The sequence below is a fragment of the Bradyrhizobium sp. 521_C7_N1_3 genome (assembly GCF_052075975.1).
Lineage (GTDB): Bacteria > Pseudomonadota > Alphaproteobacteria > Rhizobiales > Xanthobacteraceae > Bradyrhizobium > Bradyrhizobium japonicum.
Map to the genome: position 1 here is coordinate 602,120 of NZ_CP197232.1, position 22,922 is coordinate 625,041.

The 22,922-nt window shown below is 65.1% G+C and carries 15 protein-coding genes; 7 read left to right on the top strand and 8 right to left on the bottom strand.

Annotation, left to right across the window (positions count from 1 at the left end):
• Nucleotides 1-686 precede the first annotated feature (686 nt).
• From AB7008_RS02770 to AB7008_RS02800, 7 genes are all read right to left on the bottom strand, one after another.
• Nucleotides 687-1,199, bottom strand: coding sequence for a hypothetical protein (locus AB7008_RS02770; protein ID WP_028141988.1), 513 nt, complete (start codon nt 1,197-1,199; stop codon nt 687-689).
• 496 nt (nt 1,200-1,695) lie between these two features.
• Nucleotides 1,696-3,309, bottom strand: a complete 1,614-nt coding sequence (locus AB7008_RS02775; RefSeq protein ID WP_028141987.1) for a hypothetical protein — start codon at nt 3,307-3,309, stop codon at nt 1,696-1,698.
• Nucleotides 3,310-3,416: 107 nt separating this feature from the next.
• Nucleotides 3,417-3,854, bottom strand: a complete 438-nt coding sequence (locus AB7008_RS02780; RefSeq protein ID WP_049824197.1) for a hypothetical protein — start codon at nt 3,852-3,854, stop codon at nt 3,417-3,419.
• Nucleotides 3,851-4,102, bottom strand: a complete 252-nt coding sequence (locus AB7008_RS02785) for a hypothetical protein (protein ID WP_049801910.1) — start codon at nt 4,100-4,102, stop codon at nt 3,851-3,853. Before AB7008_RS02785 ends, AB7008_RS02780 begins: the two co-directional genes overlap by 4 nt.
• A gap of 367 nt (nt 4,103-4,469) precedes the next feature.
• Nucleotides 4,470-6,506, bottom strand: a complete 2,037-nt coding sequence (locus tag AB7008_RS02790) for an AAA family ATPase (protein WP_049801909.1) — start codon at nt 6,504-6,506, stop codon at nt 4,470-4,472.
• Between the two features lie 110 nt (nt 6,507-6,616).
• On the bottom strand, nt 6,617-7,558 hold the full coding sequence (locus AB7008_RS02795) for a hypothetical protein (RefSeq protein ID WP_244439194.1): 942 nt from the start codon (nt 7,556-7,558) through the stop codon (nt 6,617-6,619).
• A 328-nt stretch (nt 7,559-7,886) separates the two neighbouring features.
• A complete protein-coding gene (locus tag AB7008_RS02800; RefSeq protein ID WP_028141985.1) occupies nt 7,887-8,489 on the bottom strand; it encodes a hypothetical protein in 603 nt (200 codons plus the stop codon).
• A gap of 305 nt (nt 8,490-8,794) precedes the next feature.
• Between AB7008_RS02800 and AB7008_RS02805 the strand changes: the two genes are divergently transcribed.
• Both AB7008_RS02805 and AB7008_RS02810 read left to right on the top strand, forming a co-directional pair.
• Nucleotides 8,795-9,031 (top strand): hypothetical protein, encoded by a 237-nt coding sequence (locus AB7008_RS02805; RefSeq protein WP_028141984.1) that lies wholly within the window; start codon nt 8,795-8,797, stop codon nt 9,029-9,031.
• 620 nt (nt 9,032-9,651) lie between these two features.
• On the top strand, nt 9,652-9,813 hold the full coding sequence (locus tag AB7008_RS02810; RefSeq protein ID WP_162832265.1) for a hypothetical protein: 162 nt from the start codon (nt 9,652-9,654) through the stop codon (nt 9,811-9,813).
• Nucleotides 9,814-9,866: 53 nt separating this feature from the next.
• On the opposite strand, the gene AB7008_RS02815 is transcribed toward AB7008_RS02810, so the two are convergent.
• Entirely contained in the window at nt 9,867-11,453 is a 1,587-nt protein-coding gene (locus AB7008_RS02815; protein ID WP_028141983.1) for an Eco57I restriction-modification methylase domain-containing protein, read from the bottom strand.
• A 157-nt stretch (nt 11,454-11,610) separates the two neighbouring features.
• On the opposite strand from AB7008_RS02815, the gene AB7008_RS02820 reads away from it, so the two are divergent.
• The 5 genes from AB7008_RS02820 to AB7008_RS02840 are packed head-to-tail and all read left to right on the top strand — an operon-like array spanning nt 11,611 to nt 22,878.
• Nucleotides 11,611-12,699, top strand: coding sequence for a hypothetical protein (locus AB7008_RS02820; protein WP_131233099.1), 1,089 nt, complete (start codon nt 11,611-11,613; stop codon nt 12,697-12,699).
• Nucleotides 12,696-15,419 (top strand): hypothetical protein, encoded by a 2,724-nt coding sequence (locus AB7008_RS02825; RefSeq protein WP_028141982.1) that lies wholly within the window; start codon nt 12,696-12,698, stop codon nt 15,417-15,419. The genes AB7008_RS02820 and AB7008_RS02825 overlap by 4 nt, the downstream gene beginning before the upstream one ends.
• The gene (locus AB7008_RS02830) at nt 15,416-19,693 is read left to right on the top strand and encodes a helicase-related protein (protein ID WP_049801907.1); all 4,278 of its coding nucleotides are present in this window, start codon (nt 15,416-15,418) and stop codon (nt 19,691-19,693) included. The genes AB7008_RS02825 and AB7008_RS02830 overlap by 4 nt, the downstream gene beginning before the upstream one ends.
• Complete coding sequence (locus tag AB7008_RS02835) at nt 19,686-21,932, top strand: hypothetical protein (RefSeq protein ID WP_212447866.1); 2,247 nt, start codon at nt 19,686-19,688, stop codon at nt 21,930-21,932. The genes AB7008_RS02830 and AB7008_RS02835 overlap by 8 nt, the downstream gene beginning before the upstream one ends.
• Nucleotides 21,919-22,878, top strand: a complete 960-nt coding sequence (locus tag AB7008_RS02840) for a hypothetical protein (RefSeq protein WP_441258393.1) — start codon at nt 21,919-21,921, stop codon at nt 22,876-22,878. Before AB7008_RS02835 ends, AB7008_RS02840 begins: the two co-directional genes overlap by 14 nt.
• Nucleotides 22,879-22,922: the final 44 nt, after the last annotated feature.

Consider the following 22,922-nt stretch of genomic DNA (forward strand, 5'->3'; position numbering starts at 1 on the left):
CCGAATTCTCGATCCTTGCCGCGCGCGAGGCCGATTCCTTGTCGTCGCGGGTGGGCCGCCGCTGCCGCCTCGCGCACGTTGGCGGCCCGCTCGCCTTCCGCGCGAAAACGCCCTTCGCGTCAGCGGGTTGCGCCGGCGACGCCCGCGCGTCGCGGGCCCACGCCGCCCTGGCCGCAGGCGGGGCGGTGGCACCTGTTCTCGATCACGACCTGATGACGGGCTTGTGATCGTAGCCGGTGTGCCGGGCCGGTCCGGCTGCATCGAGGCAGGGCGCGAGGCCGCCTGCGTCGATGGAGCCCCTCCGGCTGCCCACAGGTGGTGCTCGATCCGGTCGAGGTCATGGCGCCTTACCGGCGCAGCATACCCTAGGGCCGGTCGGGCCGCCGCGGCGCAGACTGGCTCCCCGCTCAACGAAAAGCCCCGCCTGGCAGGCGGGGCTTCGTCGGTGACGTGGTCGCGGTGCCGACGGCTCGGGCTGCGATGTGACCGTTGGGATCGTCCAGCACGATGGTGCGAACGTCGTTCGCCGCCTAGTGCGCAGGCCTTCGCGGCGGCGAGCGCCTCCGCGGGGGTCGACGGTTTGCCGAGGCAGCACCACCCGCCACTCCGCCGTGGTCTGGCCGTCCTTCTCGAAGACCCGCAGCTGGGCCGATCGAGGCGGCGGCACCCCCCCATAGCCATCACACTTAAGAGCTAGGCGCGGCCGCCGGCTCTGCGACGCCGCGGCGGCGCAGGACCGTGTAAGTTTTGATCAATTCGTCGGCGGAGCGCGGGACCTGCCCCATCTTGCGGTAGCCGCCGTTCTCGATCACCACGTCGGCGTCGAGCAGGCGGCGCACCCGCTTGCCGATGTCGCGATTGACGCGCGCCGCCTCGCCGTTGGCGATCGCGGCGTCGTATTCGGCGCGGTGCTTGTCGCGCAGTTCGACGAAGACCGTCCGCGTAACGTCGTCGCCCCACGCGTCCTCGTCCTTGATCCGGGTCACGATGACGTCGACGACGGCCATCGTCGCTGCCTCCGCCTCGAGCTGCAGCCGCTGGTCGACCGTCAGCCATTTGCCGGTGAGCAGCGCCTCGCGGACGAGATATTCGACGGCTTCCGCCGGGCTGAGGGCCCTGGCGGCGGCGCAGGCATCAACGCCGGCCTGGAGGTTGGGAGGAAGGCGAAGCGAGATGGGATCGGTAGTAGCTGCAGACATGTGGGGCACTCCATGGGTTCGGGGATGATGACCCCTCAATTAAGTGTAGTCGGCTCATTGTCAATAGGACAACTACACTTAATTGCGGGGGCACCCGAAGCGCCGGCGATGATCTCGCCGCGGTTACGGCGCGGCGACGAACGGCCCCCCTCCCCCCGACCGGAGGCCCCGAAACGCCGCGATGTGCCGCACGGCGTCGCGAAAAATCCTTCGATTTCAATGCGCGCGGGTACCGGCCATAAAAGGATCCGAAGGCCGGTAACCCCTTGAATCCCCGGTAATTCCAGCGATTTCCGAAGAACAGAAGTGGACGCGGCGACGGCGCGGCGACGGGCCCGTCCACACCGCGCACCCCGAAACGCCGCGAGGCGATCCCGGTTGCCATGATCGCCGCCGGCCGCGGCGGCGCGAGGGCGGCAGGATCCGGACGAAGAAAGGCCCGCCACGCGGAGGAGCGTGGCGGGCCCTGGAAGTTGCCGGGCTTGCGGAAGGAGGCCTAGCTGTCGGCCGAACGCCGTCGGCGGAAGGGAAGCGGCGCCGCAGTCTCGGCGTTCGCGGCGCGCCTGCCGGCGGCCTCCTTGAACAGGCGGGTGACGTTGGCCTTGCGCTCGCCCCGCTCGCGCCAGGGACCCTGGCTCATCTGCCTGGCCGCCTTCTCCTTGAGGGCCTCGCGGCGCGGGTCGCCGTACGTCCTGCCGAGCGTGCGCGCGGTGGTGTCGGCGTGGGCCGCCAAGGTGTCGCGGTCCATGCCCGCTTCGTCGCTCCACTCCACCGCAAGATCCTTCAGGTGATGGGGGATGCGGTCCGGGTCGATTCCGGCGTCCTTGACGATGTTGTCGAAGGTCTCCCGGCACAGCTTCCTGCCGGTGTAGGGCGAGCCGTCGCGCTTGTGGAAGACCCATTCGCAGCCGCGTTCGAGGTCGGCTTCGTACCAGGCGCGCACCTCCGGCTCGAACTCGACGGGGACCTTGTTCGCGCCGCGCCTCTTGTTGCCGTCGTGGTGCACCTCGCCGTCGCGGTGATAGTAGATGCCGTGGTCGGTCACCTCCATCCACGGACGGTCGTGCTTCGGCAGCTTGCGGCCCTTGGGCTCCACCTCGGGCGGCACCCAGCGCGTGATCGGCAGGCGGCCGTGGCGGGTCGCCAAGTAGGCCTTGAACGGGATCGCACGACGCCAGGCTTCCCTTCCGGACCAGGTCCAGTCGTCGGCGCGGCGCATCTGCACCGGGCCCTGCGGTCCCGGAATCATCTTCGGCGTGCCGTCGGGGTTGAAGACCCAGCCGTCCGCGGCTTTCCGCAAGCGGTCGTACTCGTCCGGCGTCCAGGGCGTCTTCGGCAGCATGCCCTTGTCCGGAATCCGGAAATGGCAGTTGTAGGTCGGCGGCACGCCGAACAGGCCGAGTCCGACCTTGAGCGACCGCCGCACGGTGTAGAGGTCGGTGAGCTTCGAGGTCTCGCTGCGGCGGACCGGGCAGGCGAGATAGCGGGCGACGAGGGCGTCGTTGACGTCGCCGACCTCGAGCTCGGGCAGCGCCCTGCAGAAGGCGTCGATCGACTGCGTGTAGGTCCGGCGGGTGCTGTTCGCCTCCTCTACGCCGTCCGGCGGGGCGGAGAGGCACTCGGCCTTGTACCTGCGCAGCACGTCGGCGACCAGCAGCGCCTGGATGGCTCCGATCGGCCAGTCGGTGGCGCGGCGCGTGCGGCCCTGCTTGCGGGCGAGGAAGACCAGCGCCTCGAGCCTGGCCCCGTCCGCGTCCTTGGCCTTCAGCCTGATGATCCGGGGCGGCACGGCGATGCCGCCACCCGCCTCGGGAAGCGCGCGCTGCGGGGCCTTGACGACCAAGTCGAACGCCGGCTCCTTGCGGTCCTTCGGTCCGGGGTTCTTCGGCGGTGCGCAGTGCCGGACGTAGTACGGACAGCCCTTCGGCGCGCGCTCGAGCAAGACGCCGGGCTGGACCGCAGGCACGTCGTCCAGGCTCTTCAGCCCGAGCCCGAAGGTGCGCTCGAACTCCGCGGGCTGCATGGCCCGGGCCTGCTCGACGGTCATGTCGTAGCCGTCGGGATTGGTGGACTTTGCCGTCCGCAGGACGAGGACGTCTTGAACGGGCATCGTGTTCTTCTCCTTCTCGGTTGCGGGACATGCGTCCCCTGGGCGACGGACCGGCGCATCCGCGCCCCCGCCAGACTTCGTTTCGCTTCTCGGTCTTCCGGTCGGCCTTATCCGGCGCGCCGCTTCTTCAGCAGAGTCGCCAGGTGAGCCTCCCAGTCGGCATCCGACGGGCGTCCGCGGGAAGCGGAAGCGCGTCGGCACTCCGTCATCGCCGCCAGCGCGGCGCGCGTCGTGTAGATCCGACCCGCGATGCGTGCGCAGGCGAGATCGCCGCGCGCGATCGCCGTCCGCAGACTGGATACGGTCAGCGGACCTGCGGGCCACAGCAGAGCGATCGCTTCGTGCAGCGCCAGCAGTTCGTCCGCCGACCATTCGGCCGGATCGGGCCGCCGCGCGACGCGCTCGGGCGTCTTGCGGCGACGTCTCCCTCCTGCACGCGGCGGCCGCGACCGTCCAGAGCGAATGCGATCGCTCGGCACCGCGCCCTCGGCCGCTCCGTTACCGGACTTCGCCGGCCGCGCCGCGCCGGCGCCGCGTCCCGTCACGCGCGTTCCCGCGCCGGCCTGCGCGCGGCCTCCGTCATGGCCGCCAGAGCGCGCTTGGTGGTCATCAACTTGCGCGCGAGCATCGTCGTCTCGAGGAGTCCTTGCCTGTAGGCGGTGCGCAGCGTGCTGCTCGTGATCGGCCCGTCCGGCCACATGAGCGAGGCGGCTTCGGAAAAAGTCAAAAGCTCGTCGTCGCGCCAATCCTTCGGATCGGGGCGGGCGGCGACGCGCCGGGGCTTCGGTGCCATGCTGGTCTCCTTTCTCGATCGCCGGCGCCATCCTCCCGACCGCCCGCCGAGGCCGGCGCCGGGCGCCAGCGCGGCCGGCCGCCGGATTCCGCCGGCCGCGCTTCGCTCAAAAACTTCCGGCAATCAAAATTTCTAGGATTCGATTTCAAGGACTCGTCCGCCGAATTTCGAATCCTTGAAATCCAATCCTAGAAATCGAGTCCTTGAAAAGTGAGTCATGGAATTCCAATCCTTGCCCTTCTGATTTCACGAAATAAATCCGCTTCCGCGGCGGCCGGCGCCGGCGTCCGGCGGCGGGCCCTCCGTCGGCGGGCAGCGGGCCGGCGCGGACCGGCCTCGCCGCCGGACGGCCCCCCGGGCGGCATGGCTATCCCTCCCCGGCCGGGCGCCGGCGCCGCCGCCCGCGCAGCCGCCCGCGCACCAGCGCCTCGACCTCGGCGCCGTCGAGACGGCGCTTCTCGGCAAGCCGGGCGGCCACCGCGAGGATGGCGTCGCGGTTGGCCGCGACGAGCCGGTCCGCCCTCCGCTCCAGCCGGCACAGGTCGTGCGTCACCGCCTCGCGCAGGCCGGCGTCTAAGGCGACCGCCCTCAGCAGTTCCTCGCCGGCGCCGAGATAGATCGGGGCGCCCCTCATGCCGAAGCTCGCGTGGAGCGACGCCACCATGATCGTGACCGCGCCGAGGTCGCTGTCCGCGGCGCCGCCCGCTCCGGTGGAGACCGAGCCGGTGAACAGACGCTCGGCGGCGCGCGCGGCCAACCCGACCGTCGCGCGGTCTTCGATCGCCTTGCGGGTCGCGAGGTCGTCGTCGGCGTAGAGCACCGACGTGCGGCCGCCCGCGTCGCCGGTGCTGGCGAGGGAGACGTGGCGCACCGTGCCTGCCGCCAACGCGAGCAGGATCACGGCGTGCGCGGATTCGTGGATCGCCATCCTAAAGAGGCGCGCCGGCGGATGAGTTTCGTGCGGCATCGCCGCGTAGACCAGATCGGCGATGGCCAGGCCGCGGCCGGCGTATCTGGCGGCGCGCCGCGCCGTCCGCACCATGTGCATGACCTCTGCCGGGGTCGATCCCTCCATCACCGCGCCGACCTCAGCGAGGTCCTCGCCCGCGAGTTCGCCTTGGAGATGGAAAGCCAAGATGTTGGTGATGCCGGCCGCGTCGGGCGGATCGAGCGCGACGACCTTCTCCAGCCGACCTGGTCTCAGCAGTGCGGAATCGACGCGGTTGATGTTGTTGCAGCTGCCGATCACGACGAGCTTCGCGTCCCTCGCCGCCAACGCGGAATCCACAATATTCAGAATATCCGAAACTAGGACATTCCACCACTCTTGCGCGCGATCCGACATATTTGCACGTTCCGGTACGGCGGCGTCGACCTCATCGATGTGCCAGATCGAGACCGGTGCGGCCATCGCGACCGCGAGCGCATGCGATTTCCGGCACTCCTTGACCACGGAATCCAGGAACCCGGGACCGTTCGCGAACCACGACCCGGCGGACGTCGACACCAGCGGCACGCCGCAGCCCTGCGCGAGCACTCTCGCGAACCACGATTTGCCGAAGCCCGGCGGCGAATGCAGGCAGATGCCGCGGTCGACGTCGCGCCACGCGATCTTGCCGTTCCTGAAGTCCGCGATGTCGCGCGCGAGGTCGAGACCCCAGCGCTGCGCCTCGCCGTATTCGACCGCGGTCGCGAGAACCGGCACGCGCTCGGAGGACCCGGTGTGCGAACGGCGTGCGGCTTCGAGCCGCCGGACGACATCCTTTGCGCCTTGGTCGGGCCTGAACGCGGCGACGATCTCCGGCAGGTCGAGGCCGGCGGCGATCTGCGGGTCGAGTTCTCCGGGCGAACGCCGCACGAACCGGGTGATCGCCCGGCGCACCACGGTGCCGTCCGGCGAGGCGATGTGGATCACGATGTCCGCCGCAGACTGGAGCGATGCGGGCAGCAGCTTTTCGTCGTAGGCCACTCCCATCACGCAGAAGCCCCGCGACAGGTCGCGCGCAGCCTCTACCGAGCCGGCGTCGTCGCGCTTGCGGTCCGTGCCGTCACGGGTGTGGAAGCACCAGCGGGAGCCGAATTCAGACTTGACGTAGGCCGCCACGGGCGCAACCCAGGCGGGGCCGGGCACGATCACGACCACGGCGAGCGCCTGGCCGCGGGCGAGGCGCCTGCGGACGGCAACGGTCGTCGCCGCCTCCAAGGCCGCGCCCACGACGATGTCGGTGGCGGAGCCGCGCGGCTTCCGGGGACGCCTGGACGGCGTGGGCACCGCATCGCCCTCCTGCTCCCCGGGTTCGGCATCCGCAGGGCCGAGCGTCGGATCGACCCGCTGGTCCGACAGGCGCTTGAAACCCCATCGGGCGACAATCTGCTTCTTCGGGGTCTTCGGCTTCTTCGTCATGTACGCGACCTCACAATCGTGGACCTCAGTCCTCGTCCCTCGTCGTCGGTTGCGACCGAGCCGATCGCGGCGAGCACCTCATGCGACGTTCAGCCCGGTTGGCCTTTCCGTCAGACCGTCAACACCACGGCCCGCGGCGGCAGAGACGTCCACGGCGGAGTGGAATGCGCACCACACACGACCTTCGCCGCGATGGATTCGGTGGGGAACGCGACCGCCACCATGAGCCGGCGCCGATCCGATACGCCGGCGATTTCGGTGAGGACGCCGGCCCGGAAGAGTTCGCTCCTGCGTTTCCGCGTCACCGTATCGACGCTGTCGTTGGTGGCGGTCCTGATGTCGGAGCCGGCGGCGACGACGAATCTTCCTCCGGACCGGTAAGCGCGCGCCCAGACGTTGCAGTACGTAAGTTCGAAGGACTCGCCATCGGCGGCCGCTGCAGAGACGCCGATGGCCATCGGGCCGCTGTCTTCCGCATCGGCTCCGCCGGCAGATGCCGTATCCGTCGCGGTCGGAATAGATGAACCGGCCACGTCCCTCGACCGGTTCGCCGGCGCGAAGATGGTGCAGCCGGCATCGTGCAGCAGCCTCAGGGCATCGGTATAGATCCGGTCGTGCGTGGAGCGGTCGGCCAGCGGCAGATCGGGCCGGACCGGATTGGCGCCCTTCACCACGGCGACCGAGCCCAAATCGACTAGCTCTCTCGTCAGGCGCCACTGGAAATCCAAGCTCAAGCTCTTGTCGAATGCCGCCCCGTCGCATCCGCTGATCACGAACGCGTCCTGCGCGAACGCCTTCGTGGGGTCGGCGGCGTGTTCGGCCAAACGGCGCATCGGCTTGCCGCTCTCGCCGACGTACGCCATGCCCGCACCGATCAACAGGTAGGCGCAGCCGCCGGCGAGGAGCCCGGACGACGATACGGCAGCGAGGTCGGTCAAGCAGAAGGCGTGGACCACCGCACGGCTCGCGCGATCGGACAGGATGCGGTAGCCCGCCATGCCGCCGAACGGCCGGTGAACAATTGTCGTCGTCGCTGCGGAAGGTTCGGACATGCGGATCTCCATGCTTGTTGGACGTGAGCGATGAGCGCGGCGCAGCCTTGCGGCTGGCGCGAGATCTCGCGCGTTGGGCGCCGAGTCGTGACCCATTTCAGACAATGGTGTGCTGGCCGAAGCGCCTTTGCCGATCAAAGGCGAATCCTTGACTGGTGCGGGCGGATCCGCCCGCCGGTCCTCCGCGATCGTAATCGGGCAACGGGGCGTCGGTTGCGCTCCCCGGACCTCGAGGTTCCTCATCGAGAAGCTAGGCGCGCACGGCAAAACGGATCCTCCCGCGCGAGACGTGCTCACGCGGGAAGCCGGTACCTGGCGATGTTAGGGTTTATGCGCCGTAGGCGCGCAGGCCGGCGGAGGAGCCGGTGTAGCCCGAGCGAACGATTAGGTCGTCGGTGATGCCGCCGCGCAGGTCGAGTGCGACCGCGCCCTCGGACGCAAGCGCAAAGATCAGCGCGCGGGCGTCGCCGCGGGTCGCGACCGTCTCGATGAGCTGGGCGAGCGAGACGGGCCCGTCGCGTTCGAGAGTCTCGAGGATCTCTGCGCGATCGTCAGAATGCAGACGCACGGCGCGGTGGCTCCAGACCTCGCGCGCCGCCGAACAGCGGGGTTCGGAACGGATGTCCGCGGCGCTGACCTCTATGACGCCGTGGCACCCGCTGGCGAAGGCGAGCTGCGTCAGTGATGCCGCCGCCGGGTCATGGGCCAGGCCGCCGTCGACGATGTCGACGGCATAGCGGCCGTCGAATCTTTCCACGATGATGCCCTCGACGGGCACGATGCGCTCGTCGACGACCACGTTGTTCCGGTACTCGATGCGTCTCACGTCGCCGTCGAGCATCGACTGGACCAGGAAATCGTGTGTCACGGTGCTGGCGAAGGGGATAGCCCGGGTGCTCTTGTGGCTGATGAAGAGATTCAACTTCTGCATCTGTCCTCGCTGATGTCGTCGAAATGAAACGGCGAACAGCGGTCGCCTCGCGCCGAATCACGCGGGGTCAACCGAGGGGCGGCAAATTCTCCCATATCTTTGATAATCGTGGGGCGTGCGAATAAGATCACAAAACCCCTATAAAGTCAAGAGGAATGTCATTTTAAAGATATCTTACAGATATCTATAAGATATCGCCCAGATAGCCGTCTTGCGCGTAGTCAACAGCTTTATGGTTACCGCCTCTTAGCGCCGCGTCGCCGTCCTGTTAGAATCCGGGCCGGACCGGGAAGGGTACGACTGAAATGGCGAAGGCGGCAAAGACGACCAAGGCGGGCGCAACAAAATCTGCAGTGCCGACAGAATCGACGCGGACAGACGGGCGGAAAGCCTTGCTCGTGTACATCCAGCCCGATCTGATCCTTGCCGCCAAGGACGTCGCTGCGGACAACGGGGAGAATCTTTTTGCCTTCGTCGAGCGAACCCTGGCCAAGGCACTCGGGTGGAAGAAGCCGCGGGGCTCTAAACGATGGGTACCCTGAGTTCGCACGAACCGTTCGAATTCATCGGTGCTCTTCCCGGAGAGACGGCGGATCGGAGGTGATGCCCGCCCCGCCAGCCATGTCGCAGCGAAGCTGGCTGATCGCCGACCGCCTTCGCGATGTCTCCCCATCGCGGATCTAATGCCGCTGCTGAATAGAGACTTCGATCGAACCGAGTGTAACCGCTATCTCAGCCCCGCGCCGGCGCCGCCGGCCGCCGCCGGATCCCGCCGGCCGCGCTTCGAACCCAAGAAATTCCCGCAACCAAATTTCTAGGATTTGATTTCAAGGATTCATCTGCCGAAATTGGAATCCTTGAAATCGAGTGCCTTTGAAATCGAATGCTTGAAGGCTCGAATCCTTGAAATTGAGTCCTTGAAGTTCCGATTTTGCGAACTGAACCGAAGGCCGTGGCGGCTGGCGCCGGCGGCGGGGCGGCCGGGCGCCGGACGGGCTCCACGGGCGGCATCGGTACCCCTCCCCGGTCGGGCGGCGGCGCCGGGCCTGCAGCCGGCCGCTCGACCTCGGCGCCGGCCAGATGATGCTTTCTCGGCCAGACGGCGCGCCACCGCGAAGATCAGGTCCCGGTTGGCCGCGACGTCCGTCCTCCGCTCTCGCCGGTGAAGCCGCCGCCGGGCGTCGAGAAGCTCCTGACATCGATGGACCCGGAGATCATCAGAAGGATCAAGTCGGCGGCCGCGCTGCGCGAAACGACGGCCTCGCTGGTGATGGAGCAGGCCGCCGCCGAATGGCTGGAGCGGCACCAGGACGGGAAGAAATAGCCGCGCAGCACCGCCCGCGGCGCTCGAACCGCTTCCCGAAAGATGTGGCGGGTTCAGGCCGCCTTCTGCGCCCGTTCCGCTTTGAATTTCGGCAGCTTCATCGACATCAATGTCTTCAGGGACACGGATGCCGTTCCGCAGACGCGGTCGTACAAGGCGGTCATTTCAAGAGAATTGAGCAAGTCGGCCATCGTTCTCAAGTCCGCCATCGAGGCATCGGACGGCGGAGTCAGCACGATCACGTGGTTTTCCGCAACGAAGGGCCCGACGTCTTCCAAAAACCTGCGGTCGACCACGGCGGCATTGATGCGCCGCCTTTGCTTTCGGTTCGCCGTCCGTTGGACCACCAGACATGGTCGGCGGATGACATAGGAAAGCTCGGGATCCACGGTGACGCGATGGCCATTCACGTTGGCCTTCATGTGATCGAAGTCCAGCGATCCGTCCGGACGAATTGCCGCTGCCCACAGCAGCGCAACGGACGAAGCCGCGCGGGTCTTCGAAATGCGCTCTTGCCATCTATGGGGAACGACCGGCCCCACTTTCCCAAACCATCCCAGTTCGGACAGCGAGCGTCCCGTCGAGATCACGTCCGACGTAGGAAGCTCCCACCGCCCGCCTTCGCGGTCGAGCCTGATGTTGCCCAGAGCGCGATCCCTTCCATCGTGTGCCAGGCTGCCGATGCGGACCGCAGAACGCTGCTCGACCCCACGGCGCATCGTCACGATGATGCAGTCCTGTGTGACGTCCAGGAACACGCGTTGGCGGTTCTCAATCCTATCGATCGCGATGACTTCGTCGGCGATCGACTTGCGGAACGCCGTGAATGAGGGGCCTCCGATCATGCTCGCCGGCATCACGAACGACAGAAGCCCGCCCGGCTTCACGAAGCCGCGGCAATGATGCAGGAAGACCATCGACAAATTGAGATAGCCTCCTCTTTCGGTCAGATCGGGCCAGCGTTCGACGTAAGCGTGGTAGTCGTCGCGACCGATGCGAACGTAGGGTGGATTGCCGACGACCACGTCGTAGTTGCCGCTGGCTTCCTTTTCCAGCGTGTCCGCGACCTCCACGCAGTTTTCGACTGCTTCCCAGTCCTGTTCGGTAGGACCGTCAGCCCCGCGCGCGAGAGCAACCCGCCAGGCGAGCAGATCCTTCGAGACCCGGGCGAGCCGGCGGTCGATCTCGATGCCGCGCAGGAGTTTGAGCGCCTTGCCCGGATTGCGTCCTTGAAGCGAACGGCTGATGACGCCGTGCAGCGGAGCGAGGAAGGCGGCTCCGCCCGCCGCCGGATCGATGATGGAGTGCCGGGTCGGGTCGTAGCCCTGCGCAGTCAGCCTGTTCAACACGTATGCCGCTAGATACGGAGGCGTGAAGTACGCACCAAGACGCTCGCGCTCGCCTGATTTGAGTTGCAGCGCGGCGACGACTGCGGCCGCATGCTCGCGCCATTCCAAAGGCAGCGACTTGATCCGGGCATGCGCTGCCTGAACGGCCACAGGCGCCCTCGGAAGCCGCCCATGCGCGATGCTGGCGACGGGATCCGCACAGCGCCATTCCGAGGTTTCGATTGCGCGGCGAACCGCGCCGAAGAAGCGGGTGGTCGCGTGTTGGTATACCAGATGCTGCTGTTGCCCCATGCCCAAACTCTACCGAACAAGTCGGCATTCCGAAACAACGCTCTCTGCAGATTCTTTTGTTAGTTAATGGGAACAAGGATTTTCCTGAATACCTGGATTTGACCATCTGCGAATCTCGCGGTTAATGAAGTCAAGTGTCAGGAAATCGGATGATCCCATGTCCTCCCATTATGCACTAGAGCACGATCAGCGGTTGAAGGATGCTTGGGCCTCTCAACGTTCGCGCGTCGATGCTTGGGAGGACCGGCCGTTTCCGCCCCTTGAGTGGGCGGAACTGGAAGCGTTCCTGTACGGGACGGCAGCAACCTTGGCCGTGGTCGTGGGCCCTGTCGCGAACTTGGAACGCGAGCTTGCCGAATTGATCGGCACCTATCTGACCGGCGATCGCGCCGGTCGGATCGACATTCCCCCCACGACGCCACCGGGCCGGGCTTGGTCGGCGGTTCCGCTCGCCAGCCTTTCGGGTCCGTTCGTGGACTCGATGCGGCGTCTACATGCCTATGGCTCGATCGGAACGCTACCCGACGACGATCTGCCGGGTGCGATCGAGCAGTTCGTGCGCCGCATCGAATCCGACCTGGATTCGCTTGCTTCGCTCTTGAAGAATTTGCCCAAGGCGGCAGCCACTCCAGGACGACTGAACCTTCAAATGGTCCACGACATCGCGTCGGCTCGCTTGGCGGTGGACGAAGGAACGCGTCAGGCGCCGGCCGCCGGACTGGCATGGCTCGGCCGAGTCAGCGTCAAGACCGTCCAAAACCTGCTTTCCCGCGGGCAGCTCACCGGAGGCTCTGGATCGGCTGACCCCCACTCGGCGCGAGGCTGGCTCGCCGACCGCAAGGACTGGTCTCGCTCCTGCTGGCGCGAAGCCATCGAGGCCATCAATTCGGGCTTGGTGGCCCCTTTCCAGGAATTCGACGCCGAGCAGGTTGCAGATACGTCTGCGGATGGCGAGGACGCGATCGTCGAATGGACCTTCGTGCCGCGGGCGGCGGATGGTTCGCTGTTCCTTCCCGACCTTATGCGGCTGCGTGGATGGACGATCGGGGCGCGCGGCGCCGAGAGGTCGTTCGGGGATTACTGGCGCGCGCTCGATCATCTGCAGCAGACGGATCGGCCGCATTGGCGCCGTCCGAACGAGGCTGGAGCCTATAACATCGTCGTTGGACGAGACTGGGTGAGGATCGCGCGCGCCGAAATCGAATTGCAGCTCCGGGCCGTGCTGAAGACCGGGGGGCGTCAATGAAGGGACGCGACGGCGACCGTCGAAACCGCTTCGGCTCCAACCTCGACGTCATCAGACAGTCTCAACGGAACGATCTCGAGCGGCGCCGCAGCCTTCTGACGAGAGCCCCGACCGAGCCGCCCGCGGCGATCCAAGCGCAGTCCGCGACCCCGACCGCGATCCCCGTGCTGCCGGCGCTGCGGCTCTACCATCGCTCCGACCTGAATTCGGAAGTGAATTATGTATCCGCAGCGCACGCCGCCGTTTCGACCGTCGCCGATGCGGTGATCAAACGAAAGAGCGGCGTGATCTTCACGTGGCCGGACCGGATCAATAGGCCGCTTGGCGTGACGATTTCCGCATTGCTTCGGGCCCAGTCGGCGCGGCCGACGCTGCGATGCACGGTGGCCTATTATCCTTTCTCGGACCGCAAGACTCATAGTCTCAAATCCATCTTCGTCGACGAGGAGGATCTTGCGGCCCGCTATCTCGAGACCATCAGGGCGATGGACCGTTCCCAATATAGCGGGCCGGACTATCAAAACGCCTACCTTTTGAAGGGCCTTAGGGAGGCCTCCGCGGCTGGCGGCAGCGCGAAGATCAGCCATCCGAACCTGCGCGAACTGATCCCGACATTCGCGCCTATCGAGCACAACCACACGATCCGCTACGCCGACCGCGACGAGGACTTCCTCGGCGACATCGCTTCGCGCAGGACGTTGATCAAGGAGGCCTCGAAGTATCGCCGCGAGATATCGTCGAAGGACGTAGCCCCCATCGCGATCCTCGGTCTGCCCCCGTCGGTCGACGGCATCAATCGCCTCTTCAAGGCCGATTCCCGGCTGGGCGACCGATGCGACCTGATCGTCGCGGACGCGACCGACGTCGCGTTCGGCCAGGCCGATTCCTGGCTCAAAGGCCTGCGTCGTCTCGCGCATCTCGCCCGCAGCGCCGGGCAGTCGGTGCCCATCGTGGTCATCACGCAGGACGGCGTCATCGCCAAGACGGCCTCCGAAATCATCGCGTCGGCCGGCGGCGGCGACCATGCGCGGCCCAAACGCATTGGCGTGCGCAGCGTAGTCAAGACCGTCCCCAACGATTTCACGACGCAATCGGAGGTCTTCGAAACGTGGAATGCGGCCTCGTTCACGGCCCACCTGAAGGCTAGGGAGCTCGCCCAATTTCGCGAGGACGCGCTCTCGCTGGCATCCAATCTCCGGAGCGCCGGCTATCCCGGCGCGGCCGACGCCGTCGTCAAGGCCGTCACGTTCGCGCGAACGATCGCTTGCCTGCCGATTCCCCTAACGATCTTCCGAGAGCATCTCGACTACATGGAGCGCGCCGGCGCGGTCTCGGACTATGTCGCGGCCCAGTATCGTTTCCTCGGCGTCGCCGATTCTCTCCGCAAAGCGGAGCGGGATGCCGACAGCCTCGGAGATGCCGTGCACACGTTCCGCGAGCGGGCCGAAGGCATGGTGGTTCGCTATGCCGACGGCGGGGAGGTCGCCGAGCTCGTCCGCGAGCTCATCGGCAAGGCCGTAAGCAAGGCGAATCGCACCATCGTCGCGTTCCGGGACCGCGTCGTCCTCTCCGCCGTGTCGGAGTGGCTGGCAGATCGCGAAGACATCGACCAAGCGAAGCTCGCAAGCAAGCTGATCATGACGACGACCGAGGCGCTTGCCTCCACATTGTCCGCGACTTCGCGGGGAGCGCCGGTCGACTCGCTTTTCCTAGTCAATCCGAAGGTCCGCCACTTCGAGCGCATCATCCTGTCGCCGTCGTTGCCCCGGAAAGTCGGCTTAATAGGAGACGGAGGAACGCTCGGCGCGATCGCCACCGTTCTGGCGCCGGTGACGCCGCTGTTCGAGGGCGAACCGGCCGCGCGGCTTAAAGCCGTGTCGGCCAGCCTCGCCGAATACGCGGAACGCATGACCGCGTTCGACTTCGAGAAGACGATAATTCCCGAGTTCGCGCCGGACCTGACGCTCGACTTCACCATTCAGGACTCCTCGGAGGGCGGACCGTACGAGGGTCCGGTCGTGGAGCTCTATACCGAAGACGGGTACCTTCTCCGGCTGCCGTCGCACGCCGAATGTCTCGTCATCCAGGAAGACGAACTGAAGCCTTTGAAAGAACAGCCTGCGGACAAGGTCTCGGTCGGCGATCGCATCTTCGTCTTCAGCCGGGATCTCCACGATCGTTTGGAATTTCTCTTGGGCCCGGTGAAATCGGAAGGCACGACGCTGCTCGCGTCCTATCAGCAGGCGGTCCGAGACCGCGTCGCCTTGATCCCCGGCGACCGGCAGAAGCAGGCTTTGGAAATACTGACGCGAATGAAGACGGCGGCTGCGCTGATCGACGAAGAGTTCGACGCCGGCCGCAACGAAGTCTCCAACGTCATCCGCTGGATGTCGACGGGCCGCGCGAACGGCCGTCCCGATGCCCCCCGATCCGTCAAGAATTTCGCCCTGTTCATGAACGCCATCGGCGTACCCGAAACGATCGCCGCGCAGTATTGGCGCAACGCGGTCGTCAGCTCGCGCGTGATGGCCATCCAGGTCGGACTGCACGCCCACGGCAGAGCCCAGGAGTTCGTCATGAATCCGCAAGGCTTCTACGCGCGCGCTTCCGAAAAGAAGCCGGAGCTCAAGCAGCTCTGGGAAGAGATGGTGCGCAGCGCGAGCGTGGTCCTCAGCAGGCACTTCGTTTCAGGAAAACAACGTAAGGAGAATGACCGATGAACGCGGCTCAACCGGGTCTGCCAAACGTCAACTCCGCGCTTCGCGACGACCCCGACCTCGCGCAAGAACTTAAGGAGGCGGTTTGCGACGCGCTGGTCAACGCGGTCGGCGGCAAGGCCTCGGGGGCAGGGGAGTTCGGAACGGTCGTGCTCGGACAGCGACCGCGCGATCAATTCGCATCCGGATTCCTCCTCAACCAAATGTCTCCTGCGGGAGAGGACGAAAGTAGCGACATCCGGATCCCCGTGCACGGCGCGAGCCTCAAGCTCCGGAGAGATGCCGACGGCCGAATCACGGTCCAGCCGCATCTGGCGGTCTACGTGCGCGTGCTGCCGGCATGGGAAGATCTCGACAACGACGTCCTGGGCCTTCGTCCGAAGCCGAGATTGTCGGCGCACGTACGCCAGGAGGTCAACGCGGAAGCTTTCACAATCGCCGAAGCCGCGCGCGTCGGCGGCGACACGCGTTCCCGGAAAGTCATCTTTGCGGAGACGGCGCGGCAGTTGCTGATGCGACGCGGCGTACGTTTCGCCGGGACAGTTGAGACCATCGTAGCGGTCAATCCGGAGGAGGAAACGAATCTTGGTGCCGAACCGCAGGTTCCTCGCCCGGGCCGGAGCACCGAAAAAAAGACGGCTGGCGAAGAGACACCGGTCGAGGTCGCCGAGACGACCGACGGAGCCGTGTACCCCGACGATCTGTGCTCTCCCGAAGATATCCCGATGAAATTCAGGCGGTTGACCGTCGTGGTTCCTCCTCTGGTCCTTTCGTTGCGCAGCGCGGACAGAGAACGGAGCGAGGCGATCCGCGAACACGCCGTCCTGATGAGCGGGGCGATCGCGAAGGCCTACGACGATTTCATGCGCTCCGAGGAAGGGACGCAATGGTGCTGGCGAAAGATGCGTCTGCCGCCAAGCGCCTTCCGGTCGCAGCGGAGCTGGGACGCGGCACTGTCGACAATCCGGGCGACGCCGGTCAACAGAGCCCACCTTTGGCCTGCTCAGAACGTCGAGATCGCTCTCGAGTGGGCGACTAGTCCAGCCGACGACCGGATCATCCATGCCGCGATCGGCCTGATGCACCGGACCTGCGGCGCCGTCGGAGATCAGGACGGCGACGGCGGGCTCTACCAGGTCCGTTTGGACATCGACGTGCGTCCCGCCGCGGCGCTGATCCCCTACGTTCTCGAACGCGTCAAGCCTGCCTACGACATCCAAGGATTCCATTCGATACCGGCCGCGGGCTGGAACGCCGGAGTCGCACAGAAGGAGCTGGAGGACGGCATCCGACTTACGACGACGTGGATGCCCCGGTATAACCTGCCCCGCATCGTTCCCAACCGCATCGAGAAGCTGGACATCAGCTTCAAGGCGCTGGCCGATCCGAACAAGCCCATCGATCAGCTCGAACTCGTCCCGGATGCCTTCGCGCGTTGGGTCGACGAGCAGAGCGGCACCGTTGACCCGACCTCTGGGCTCGCCGCCGACGATGCGGATGGGCGCGAACGCGAGCGCGCGAAGTTCGCGAAGGACATCGCCGGCTACGGCGAAGAGATCGAAGATCTGCGCGTCGGCATCAATCTGTTGAAGCAGAGCCGAGCGGCATGGCTCAAGGATCCGAAAGCGCCCGCCGCGGCGCCGTTCAGGGCTTGGTATCTGACGAACCGGGCTTTTCATGAAGTCGGCCTGATCGAGAACAAGACGTCATGGCGGCTCTTCCAGCTCGGATTCATCCTGTCGAACATCGTTTCGCCGTCGACCCGCATCAAGGAATTCGAGCATCTCTATGCGCCCAACCGGCAGACCATCGAGTCGGCGTCGCTGCTCTACTTCGCGACCGGAGGCGGCAAGTCGGAGGCGTTCTTCGGGCTGCTCCTTTTCACCCTCTTTCTGGACAGGATCCGCGGGAAGCGCCGCGGAATCTCCGCCCTGATCCGCTATCCGCTTCGCCTTCTGACGGCGCAGCAAGCGCGCCGCCTGGCCAAGGTGCTCGCCAAGGCAGAAATCGTCCGCCGAAACGACGGCATCGACGGCGCGTCGTTCGAGATCGGATTCTGGGTCGGAGGCAGCAGCACGCCTAACCGCCTGGCGAACGGCGATCAGGTCCTCGACGAGTTCAGGTGCATTCCCGCAGTCGACGCACCGGAACATGCGGACGAGGAGGCCAACCTTGCCGACCCGGCGTACTCCGCCGCCCTGCGCGACTACAACAAGCTGCCGAAATGCCCCTTCTGCGATCGGGACACCGCGCTGCGTCGCTACCCGAAGGAGAATCAGCGGCTCGGCATCGTCTGCCGGAACGCCGAGTGCGAGTGGAACATCAAGACCAAGAGCAACGTAGAACGGCCGCTACCATTCCTGCTGGTGGATTACGACATCTACCGGTCCGCGCCTTGCATTCTCCTCGGCACCATCGACAAGCTCGCTCTCATCGGACAGCACTGGTCCACGATCAACAGGATCGGCGGGATGTTCGGTCTCGCGCGCCTGATCGACGACAACGGCCTCTTGGAGACGCCCTACGATCTGAACGTCGCGAAGGCCATGGAAGGGCGCCATCCGATCGCGCCGTCCTTCGCAGGCGGCGTCGAGGTATTCTTCGATCCTGTCCCTTCGCTAATCATCCAGGACGAAGCGCACCTGCTGGAGGAGAGCCTCGGGACCTTCGCCGGTCTGTTCGAAACCACCCTCTATCAATGGTTCCGCTCGCTGCGTCCCATTCTCGGCGACCGCATGTCGCTCGTCCCCGGAGATGACTCGGACATCCGCCTTCCGAAGGTCGTCTGCGCCACCGCCACCATCTCCGACCCGGAGCGCCAGATCCGCGTGCTCTACCAGAAGCGCGTGCGGCAGTTTCCCCGCAAGGGGACGCGTCTGTATCGTTCGTTCTACGCCAACCCTAGCCGGTTCGAAGGCAGCGCCGGCGAGCGCAATGACGCGCTCTCGTCGTCGGTGGATGCCAAGGCGATCGAGACCTTCGCGCCGTGGGCGCGCGTCTACGTCAGTCTTCTGACAAACGGCCGACCGCATACGACCGCATCGGTCATGATCCTCGGCGCGTTCACCGCGGTCGTCACAATACTGCTGCGCGATCTGTGTTCCGGGAATCCCGAGCGCCAGGCCAAGGCGTGCCGGATGCTCGTTTCGAACCTCGGCGACACGCCGGTCTCCGCCCGGCACAGGGCCGCCTTGGAGCGACTGGCGGGGTCCGGCCGTTTCGAAATCGTCGCATCCGCTGTCGACCTCCATCGCGTCGCTCTCACCTACGTCACAAACAAAAAGGGCGGAGACCAGATACTGTCCGCGCTTCCAGGCATCGCGGACCGACAGCATCGGGACTTCGGGCGAAGTGCGGTCGTCGAAAGCATCCGTACCGATCTGATCAGCGGCGGCGTCGAGTCGGGGGCGGTCGAGGCGATCGTGCGCAAGGCCGAAAAGCAGTTCGATCCGGCAACGGAGGACATCCAGGACGCGCTGCGAATGATCGTTGCCACCTCGGCGGTTTCGCATGGGGTCGACGTCGAGAACTTCAATTCGATGTTCTTCGCGGGCATGCCCACCGCGATCGACGAGTTCATCCAGGCGAGTTCACGCGTCGGCCGCACGCATGTCGGCTTTTCGATGCTGATTCCGACGCCGCAAAACAGACGGGACCGCTTCATCTTAGAGGTTCATGAGACCTTCCATCGTTTCCTCGAGCGCATGATCGCGCCCCCGGCGATCGAGCGGTGGGCCGATCGTGCCGTCGTCCGGGTCATTCCTTCGCTCATCCAAAACTGGCTCATCGGCAAGATCTATCAGGAGCAGTTCGTCGCGGACGCGGATCCGGAAAAGAAGCGGACGCGCATCTTCAGCAAGGTTTCGTTCGTGCGTTCGCTGGTGAACCGCATGAAGTCGACCACTTTCGTCGACGAAGCGGAGAAGTACATCGCCGGGTGCGTCGGGATCGACGCCGAAGTCGGCGGGGCCGACGCGCAACGGCAGATCGTCTCCACGATGGTCAGAGATCGGCTGCAGGAGTTCGTGAGACTTCTCGACATGCCGACGGCGGACGGCGACCTCGCTGCCTTCTGGGACCATTTTCGGGGCAACCTCGACAGTCCGATGACATCTTTGCGCGACGTCGATGCGCCCGGAACCGTCCGTCCTCTCATCAATGCCCGCAAGGCGGACGCCAAGGACCGCTTCCAGACGATGATGCGGTTCATCAGGGAGGGCGGCACCAGGAAGCCGCAAGGCATGATCGAAACCACCGCGGAGCTTCGCAATGACTGACGAAATCTTCACCATGAAGCGGTCCCGGTCGCAGCTCGCGACGATCTACGCGCCGGGGGCGTTCTTCACCTTCGAGGGCGGCATGGGCGCGTGCATCGCCCAGCCGGCCGCGCGCATCGAGGCCAAACTCAGCGAGATGCTTAAAAATCAGGTGCTCGACACCATCAACGAACGCGTACGGAACTGGGAGATCCAAGGCTTGAACTGCCGACGCTCGGCGGGCCAGCCGCCGGTCGACCCGGAGCTGGTGCTCGACCCTCAGCTCCGCAACGACGACGGGGCCCCTCGTCTTCGCGGCGACCGTCTGGCCTTCCTCGTTCCGGACGTGATGAACTATATTCCGGAGCCGCTGACCTTCGTCTGCCGCCGGTGTGGTCTTCTGAAGGACTTCGGTGGCGTCGAAGAGTTCGAGACGAAGAGCGGCACGCTCGAAGACGGATGTCCCCACCGCATACAGGACGAGCCCTGCAGGTCCAATTGGGAACAGCTGGACGTGGTCCAAGTCCATTGGTCCGGCGGCTACCACCGTGTCTCGACGCTTTACAACAGGTGGGACCGCGACCGTCAGGACATCGTCTGGAACCGCGTCCAGTGCCACTGCGGCAATTCGCACTACCTCCTCGATCGCTCGTCTCCAGTCTTCAGCAAATGGCGGTTGATCTGTTCGGCCTGCAAGAGCGCCACGAAACTCCCCGTGCTCAAAGATCCTACCAGCTTGCGGGTTCTCGGCGACGGGCTGAACCAAGGATCGAACCAGCAGGTCGAGGTGAACATGGAGCCCGTGTCGTATCGCGCCAACAACGCGTACTACGTCCAGGGCGACAGGGTCCTCGCCTTGGCCAACGAAGACTACTTCCCGCTGCTCCTGCGTAGCCGCACGGAAGAACTGAAGGGTTTCATCGCGAAGGCCTTCGCCTATCCCGTCGCGGCGATTTCCGAGGCGGACATCGAGAACACGCTGCGCGAAAAGAACCGGGCGACGGAGTGGCTCTCGTACAAGAACCACGCCGAAATCATCGCAATGATGCGCGGCATGAAACGCGAGGATCTGGCCGAAGCTTCGGTTAAGGCGCGGCAGGATCAGCTTGATCGCTGGCGGACGGAAGGACTCATTCCCGATGTCTACCAACGCACTCCCGCGCTCGACTACGCCGTGGACATCCGCGCCGAACAATGGGACCGCAAATTCGATCCCATCCGGCAGGCGGTCGAACACAAGACGCTGGAAATCGACGTCCTCAACGACGCCGACAAGGTGATCAACGTCAGGGAGCCGAAGGATCCGATCCTGCCCGACATGAGCCCGGACGAAGTCGAGGCGACCAAGTCACAGGTATCGAACGTCCTCTCGATGCTCGGCATCGAGGACATGCGTCTCGTCCGGAAGTTTCCGGTCTGCGAATTCACGTTCGGCTACTCGAGGGTCGAATCCGGCCCCCGCGTCAGCCGGGACAAGACGGGCGAGATGTGGGAGATGCCCGTGAAGCTCAACCTTTTCCCGCGCGCGTACTTCCACGAAGAGCATGTCCAGCCGATCTACGTGATGAGGCAGGACAACGAAGCGTTCTACGTGCGCCTGGACGAGAGCTGCGTCCGGGCATGGCTCGATGCGAACGGGATCACCTACGAACTGCCCGCCCCGACGAGCCGACTGGGCGCCGCGATCATCGACGGCTATCACACGACCAGGCCGGAAGGCGGCGGGTTTTCCAGTTGGCTGGACGAGTATCGCGGCAACGCCACACCCGAATCCCGCAATCTCTGTTCATACGTCTACACGCTGCTGCACACGATGGCTCACCAGATGATGCATTCCGTGGCCCAGGTGTCGGGACTGGAGCTCGGAAGCCTGACCGAGCACATCTTCCTGCCCGACCTGGCCTTCGTCGTGTATCGCCGGGGCACCACGATGGATCTGGGTTATCTCAGTTCGGCCTGGCGGATGGCAACCAATGCGACCGACGGCAATCTGGTGCTCTCGTCGATGCTGGACCCGACGAGCCTTCGCTGCGGCTCGGGAGCTTTATGCGACGAGCGCGGGGGAGCCTGTCCGGACTGCATCCTGATTCCGGAAGTCTGCTGCATTAGCCGAAACAACTTGCTCAGCCGATCGGTACTCCGTGGCATGGCAAAGCCACACTGGGACGTCGCCATTCCGCGCGATCAGGCCATCGAAGGATACTTCGACGTGGTAAGGCGCACCCGTCGTTCTGCGGAGCAGCGAAATGCCGCCGCATGACGGTAAGCCTTCATCTGTATTGGGCGACGCCGACGACGTCGATCTCTCGAACAACAAGGCCCTGCGGCATGCCCGTCTTCCGCAATACTTCGCATCGGATGACTTCCGCAATCGATTCATGGAAGCCGCGCATGTCGACGATTCAGAGATCGCGAGAGCCATGCCTCCGTCCACCGGCGGGTTCCTCACGGTCGAGCAGTCCGAAATAAACAACGACCTCCTAGGGTTCTTTGTCGACCGCAAGTCCGACATGGAGGCGGAATTCGTCAGCGAGCTTTCCGAGAAAATCGGCGAGGCGAAGACCCGGCTCTTCTGCGATACCATCGCATGCGAATGGTCGGACGGCCTATCGAAGCGGTTGAAGGGAAACGTGCTGGCCCTCAAGAGGAGCGTCAAAAACTATCTCAAGACAATCATCCGCGGACTGACGATCGATCGTATCGTAACGCTGTCGGACATCGGACCGGGCGACGCGATGCTCACGACGCAGGAACTGGCGTGTCTCTTGACGCTCAACGACAGGATGATGCACGTTCTGATCGATGATTGGATCGAGCGGCGACCTGGAGCGTCGAGCATAAGCAGATCGGACATCTTCTATCGAAGAGGCATTGTCCTTCAGGAGCTGTTCGAGCACGAAGTTGAATACTTCGAGCGCGACTTCATCAGCTCATACACGCTGGCAATGTCCGTCGCCGACAAGTTTTCCCAGAACGTGAAAAAGGACAAGGCGGGGATTCCGGCGATCTTGAGTGCGGACTGCGACTACTTCCTCGGTCGCATTCTCTTCTTCTCCGGCTTCATTCCCGGCATGGATCCGAGACAACTCGAGATCGGAATGATCCCCGCGGATCGCCCCGACAAACTGGTGTACCAAGGAATCCATTCCGGCGTTGCCGAGTACCTTGTTGGCGAACATCCCATCACGGGGGCGGAAGAACATTAGAGCTGGGTGGCGTTTGGGGGCCGAGGCAACCAACCTCTCGGGTT

Coding starts and splice junctions, on each gene's coding strand:
- AB7008_RS02825 (WP_028141982.1), top strand. CDS start 12,696: ATGAAGGGACGCGACGGCGACCGTCGAAACCGCTTCGGCTCCAACCTC.
- AB7008_RS02795 (WP_244439194.1), bottom strand. CDS start 7,558: ATGTCCGAACCTTCCGCAGCGACGACGACAATTGTTCACCGGCCGTTC.
- AB7008_RS02815 (WP_028141983.1), bottom strand. CDS start 11,453: ATGGGGCAACAGCAGCATCTGGTATACCAACACGCGACCACCCGCTTC.
- AB7008_RS02775 (WP_028141987.1), bottom strand. CDS start 3,309: ATGCCCGTTCAAGACGTCCTCGTCCTGCGGACGGCAAAGTCCACCAAT.
- AB7008_RS02770 (WP_028141988.1), bottom strand. CDS start 1,199: ATGTCTGCAGCTACTACCGATCCCATCTCGCTTCGCCTTCCTCCCAAC.
- AB7008_RS02790 (WP_049801909.1), bottom strand. CDS start 6,506: ATGACGAAGAAGCCGAAGACCCCGAAGAAGCAGATTGTCGCCCGATGG.
- AB7008_RS02835 (WP_212447866.1), top strand. CDS start 19,686: ATGACTGACGAAATCTTCACCATGAAGCGGTCCCGGTCGCAGCTCGCG.
- AB7008_RS02830 (WP_049801907.1), top strand. CDS start 15,416: ATGAACGCGGCTCAACCGGGTCTGCCAAACGTCAACTCCGCGCTTCGC.
- AB7008_RS02840 (WP_441258393.1), top strand. CDS start 21,919: ATGCCGCCGCATGACGGTAAGCCTTCATCTGTATTGGGCGACGCCGAC.
- AB7008_RS02800 (WP_028141985.1), bottom strand. CDS start 8,489: ATGCAGAAGTTGAATCTCTTCATCAGCCACAAGAGCACCCGGGCTATC.
- AB7008_RS02805 (WP_028141984.1), top strand. CDS start 8,795: ATGGCGAAGGCGGCAAAGACGACCAAGGCGGGCGCAACAAAATCTGCA.
- AB7008_RS02785 (WP_049801910.1), bottom strand. CDS start 4,102: ATGGCACCGAAGCCCCGGCGCGTCGCCGCCCGCCCCGATCCGAAGGAT.
- AB7008_RS02820 (WP_131233099.1), top strand. CDS start 11,611: ATGTCCTCCCATTATGCACTAGAGCACGATCAGCGGTTGAAGGATGCT.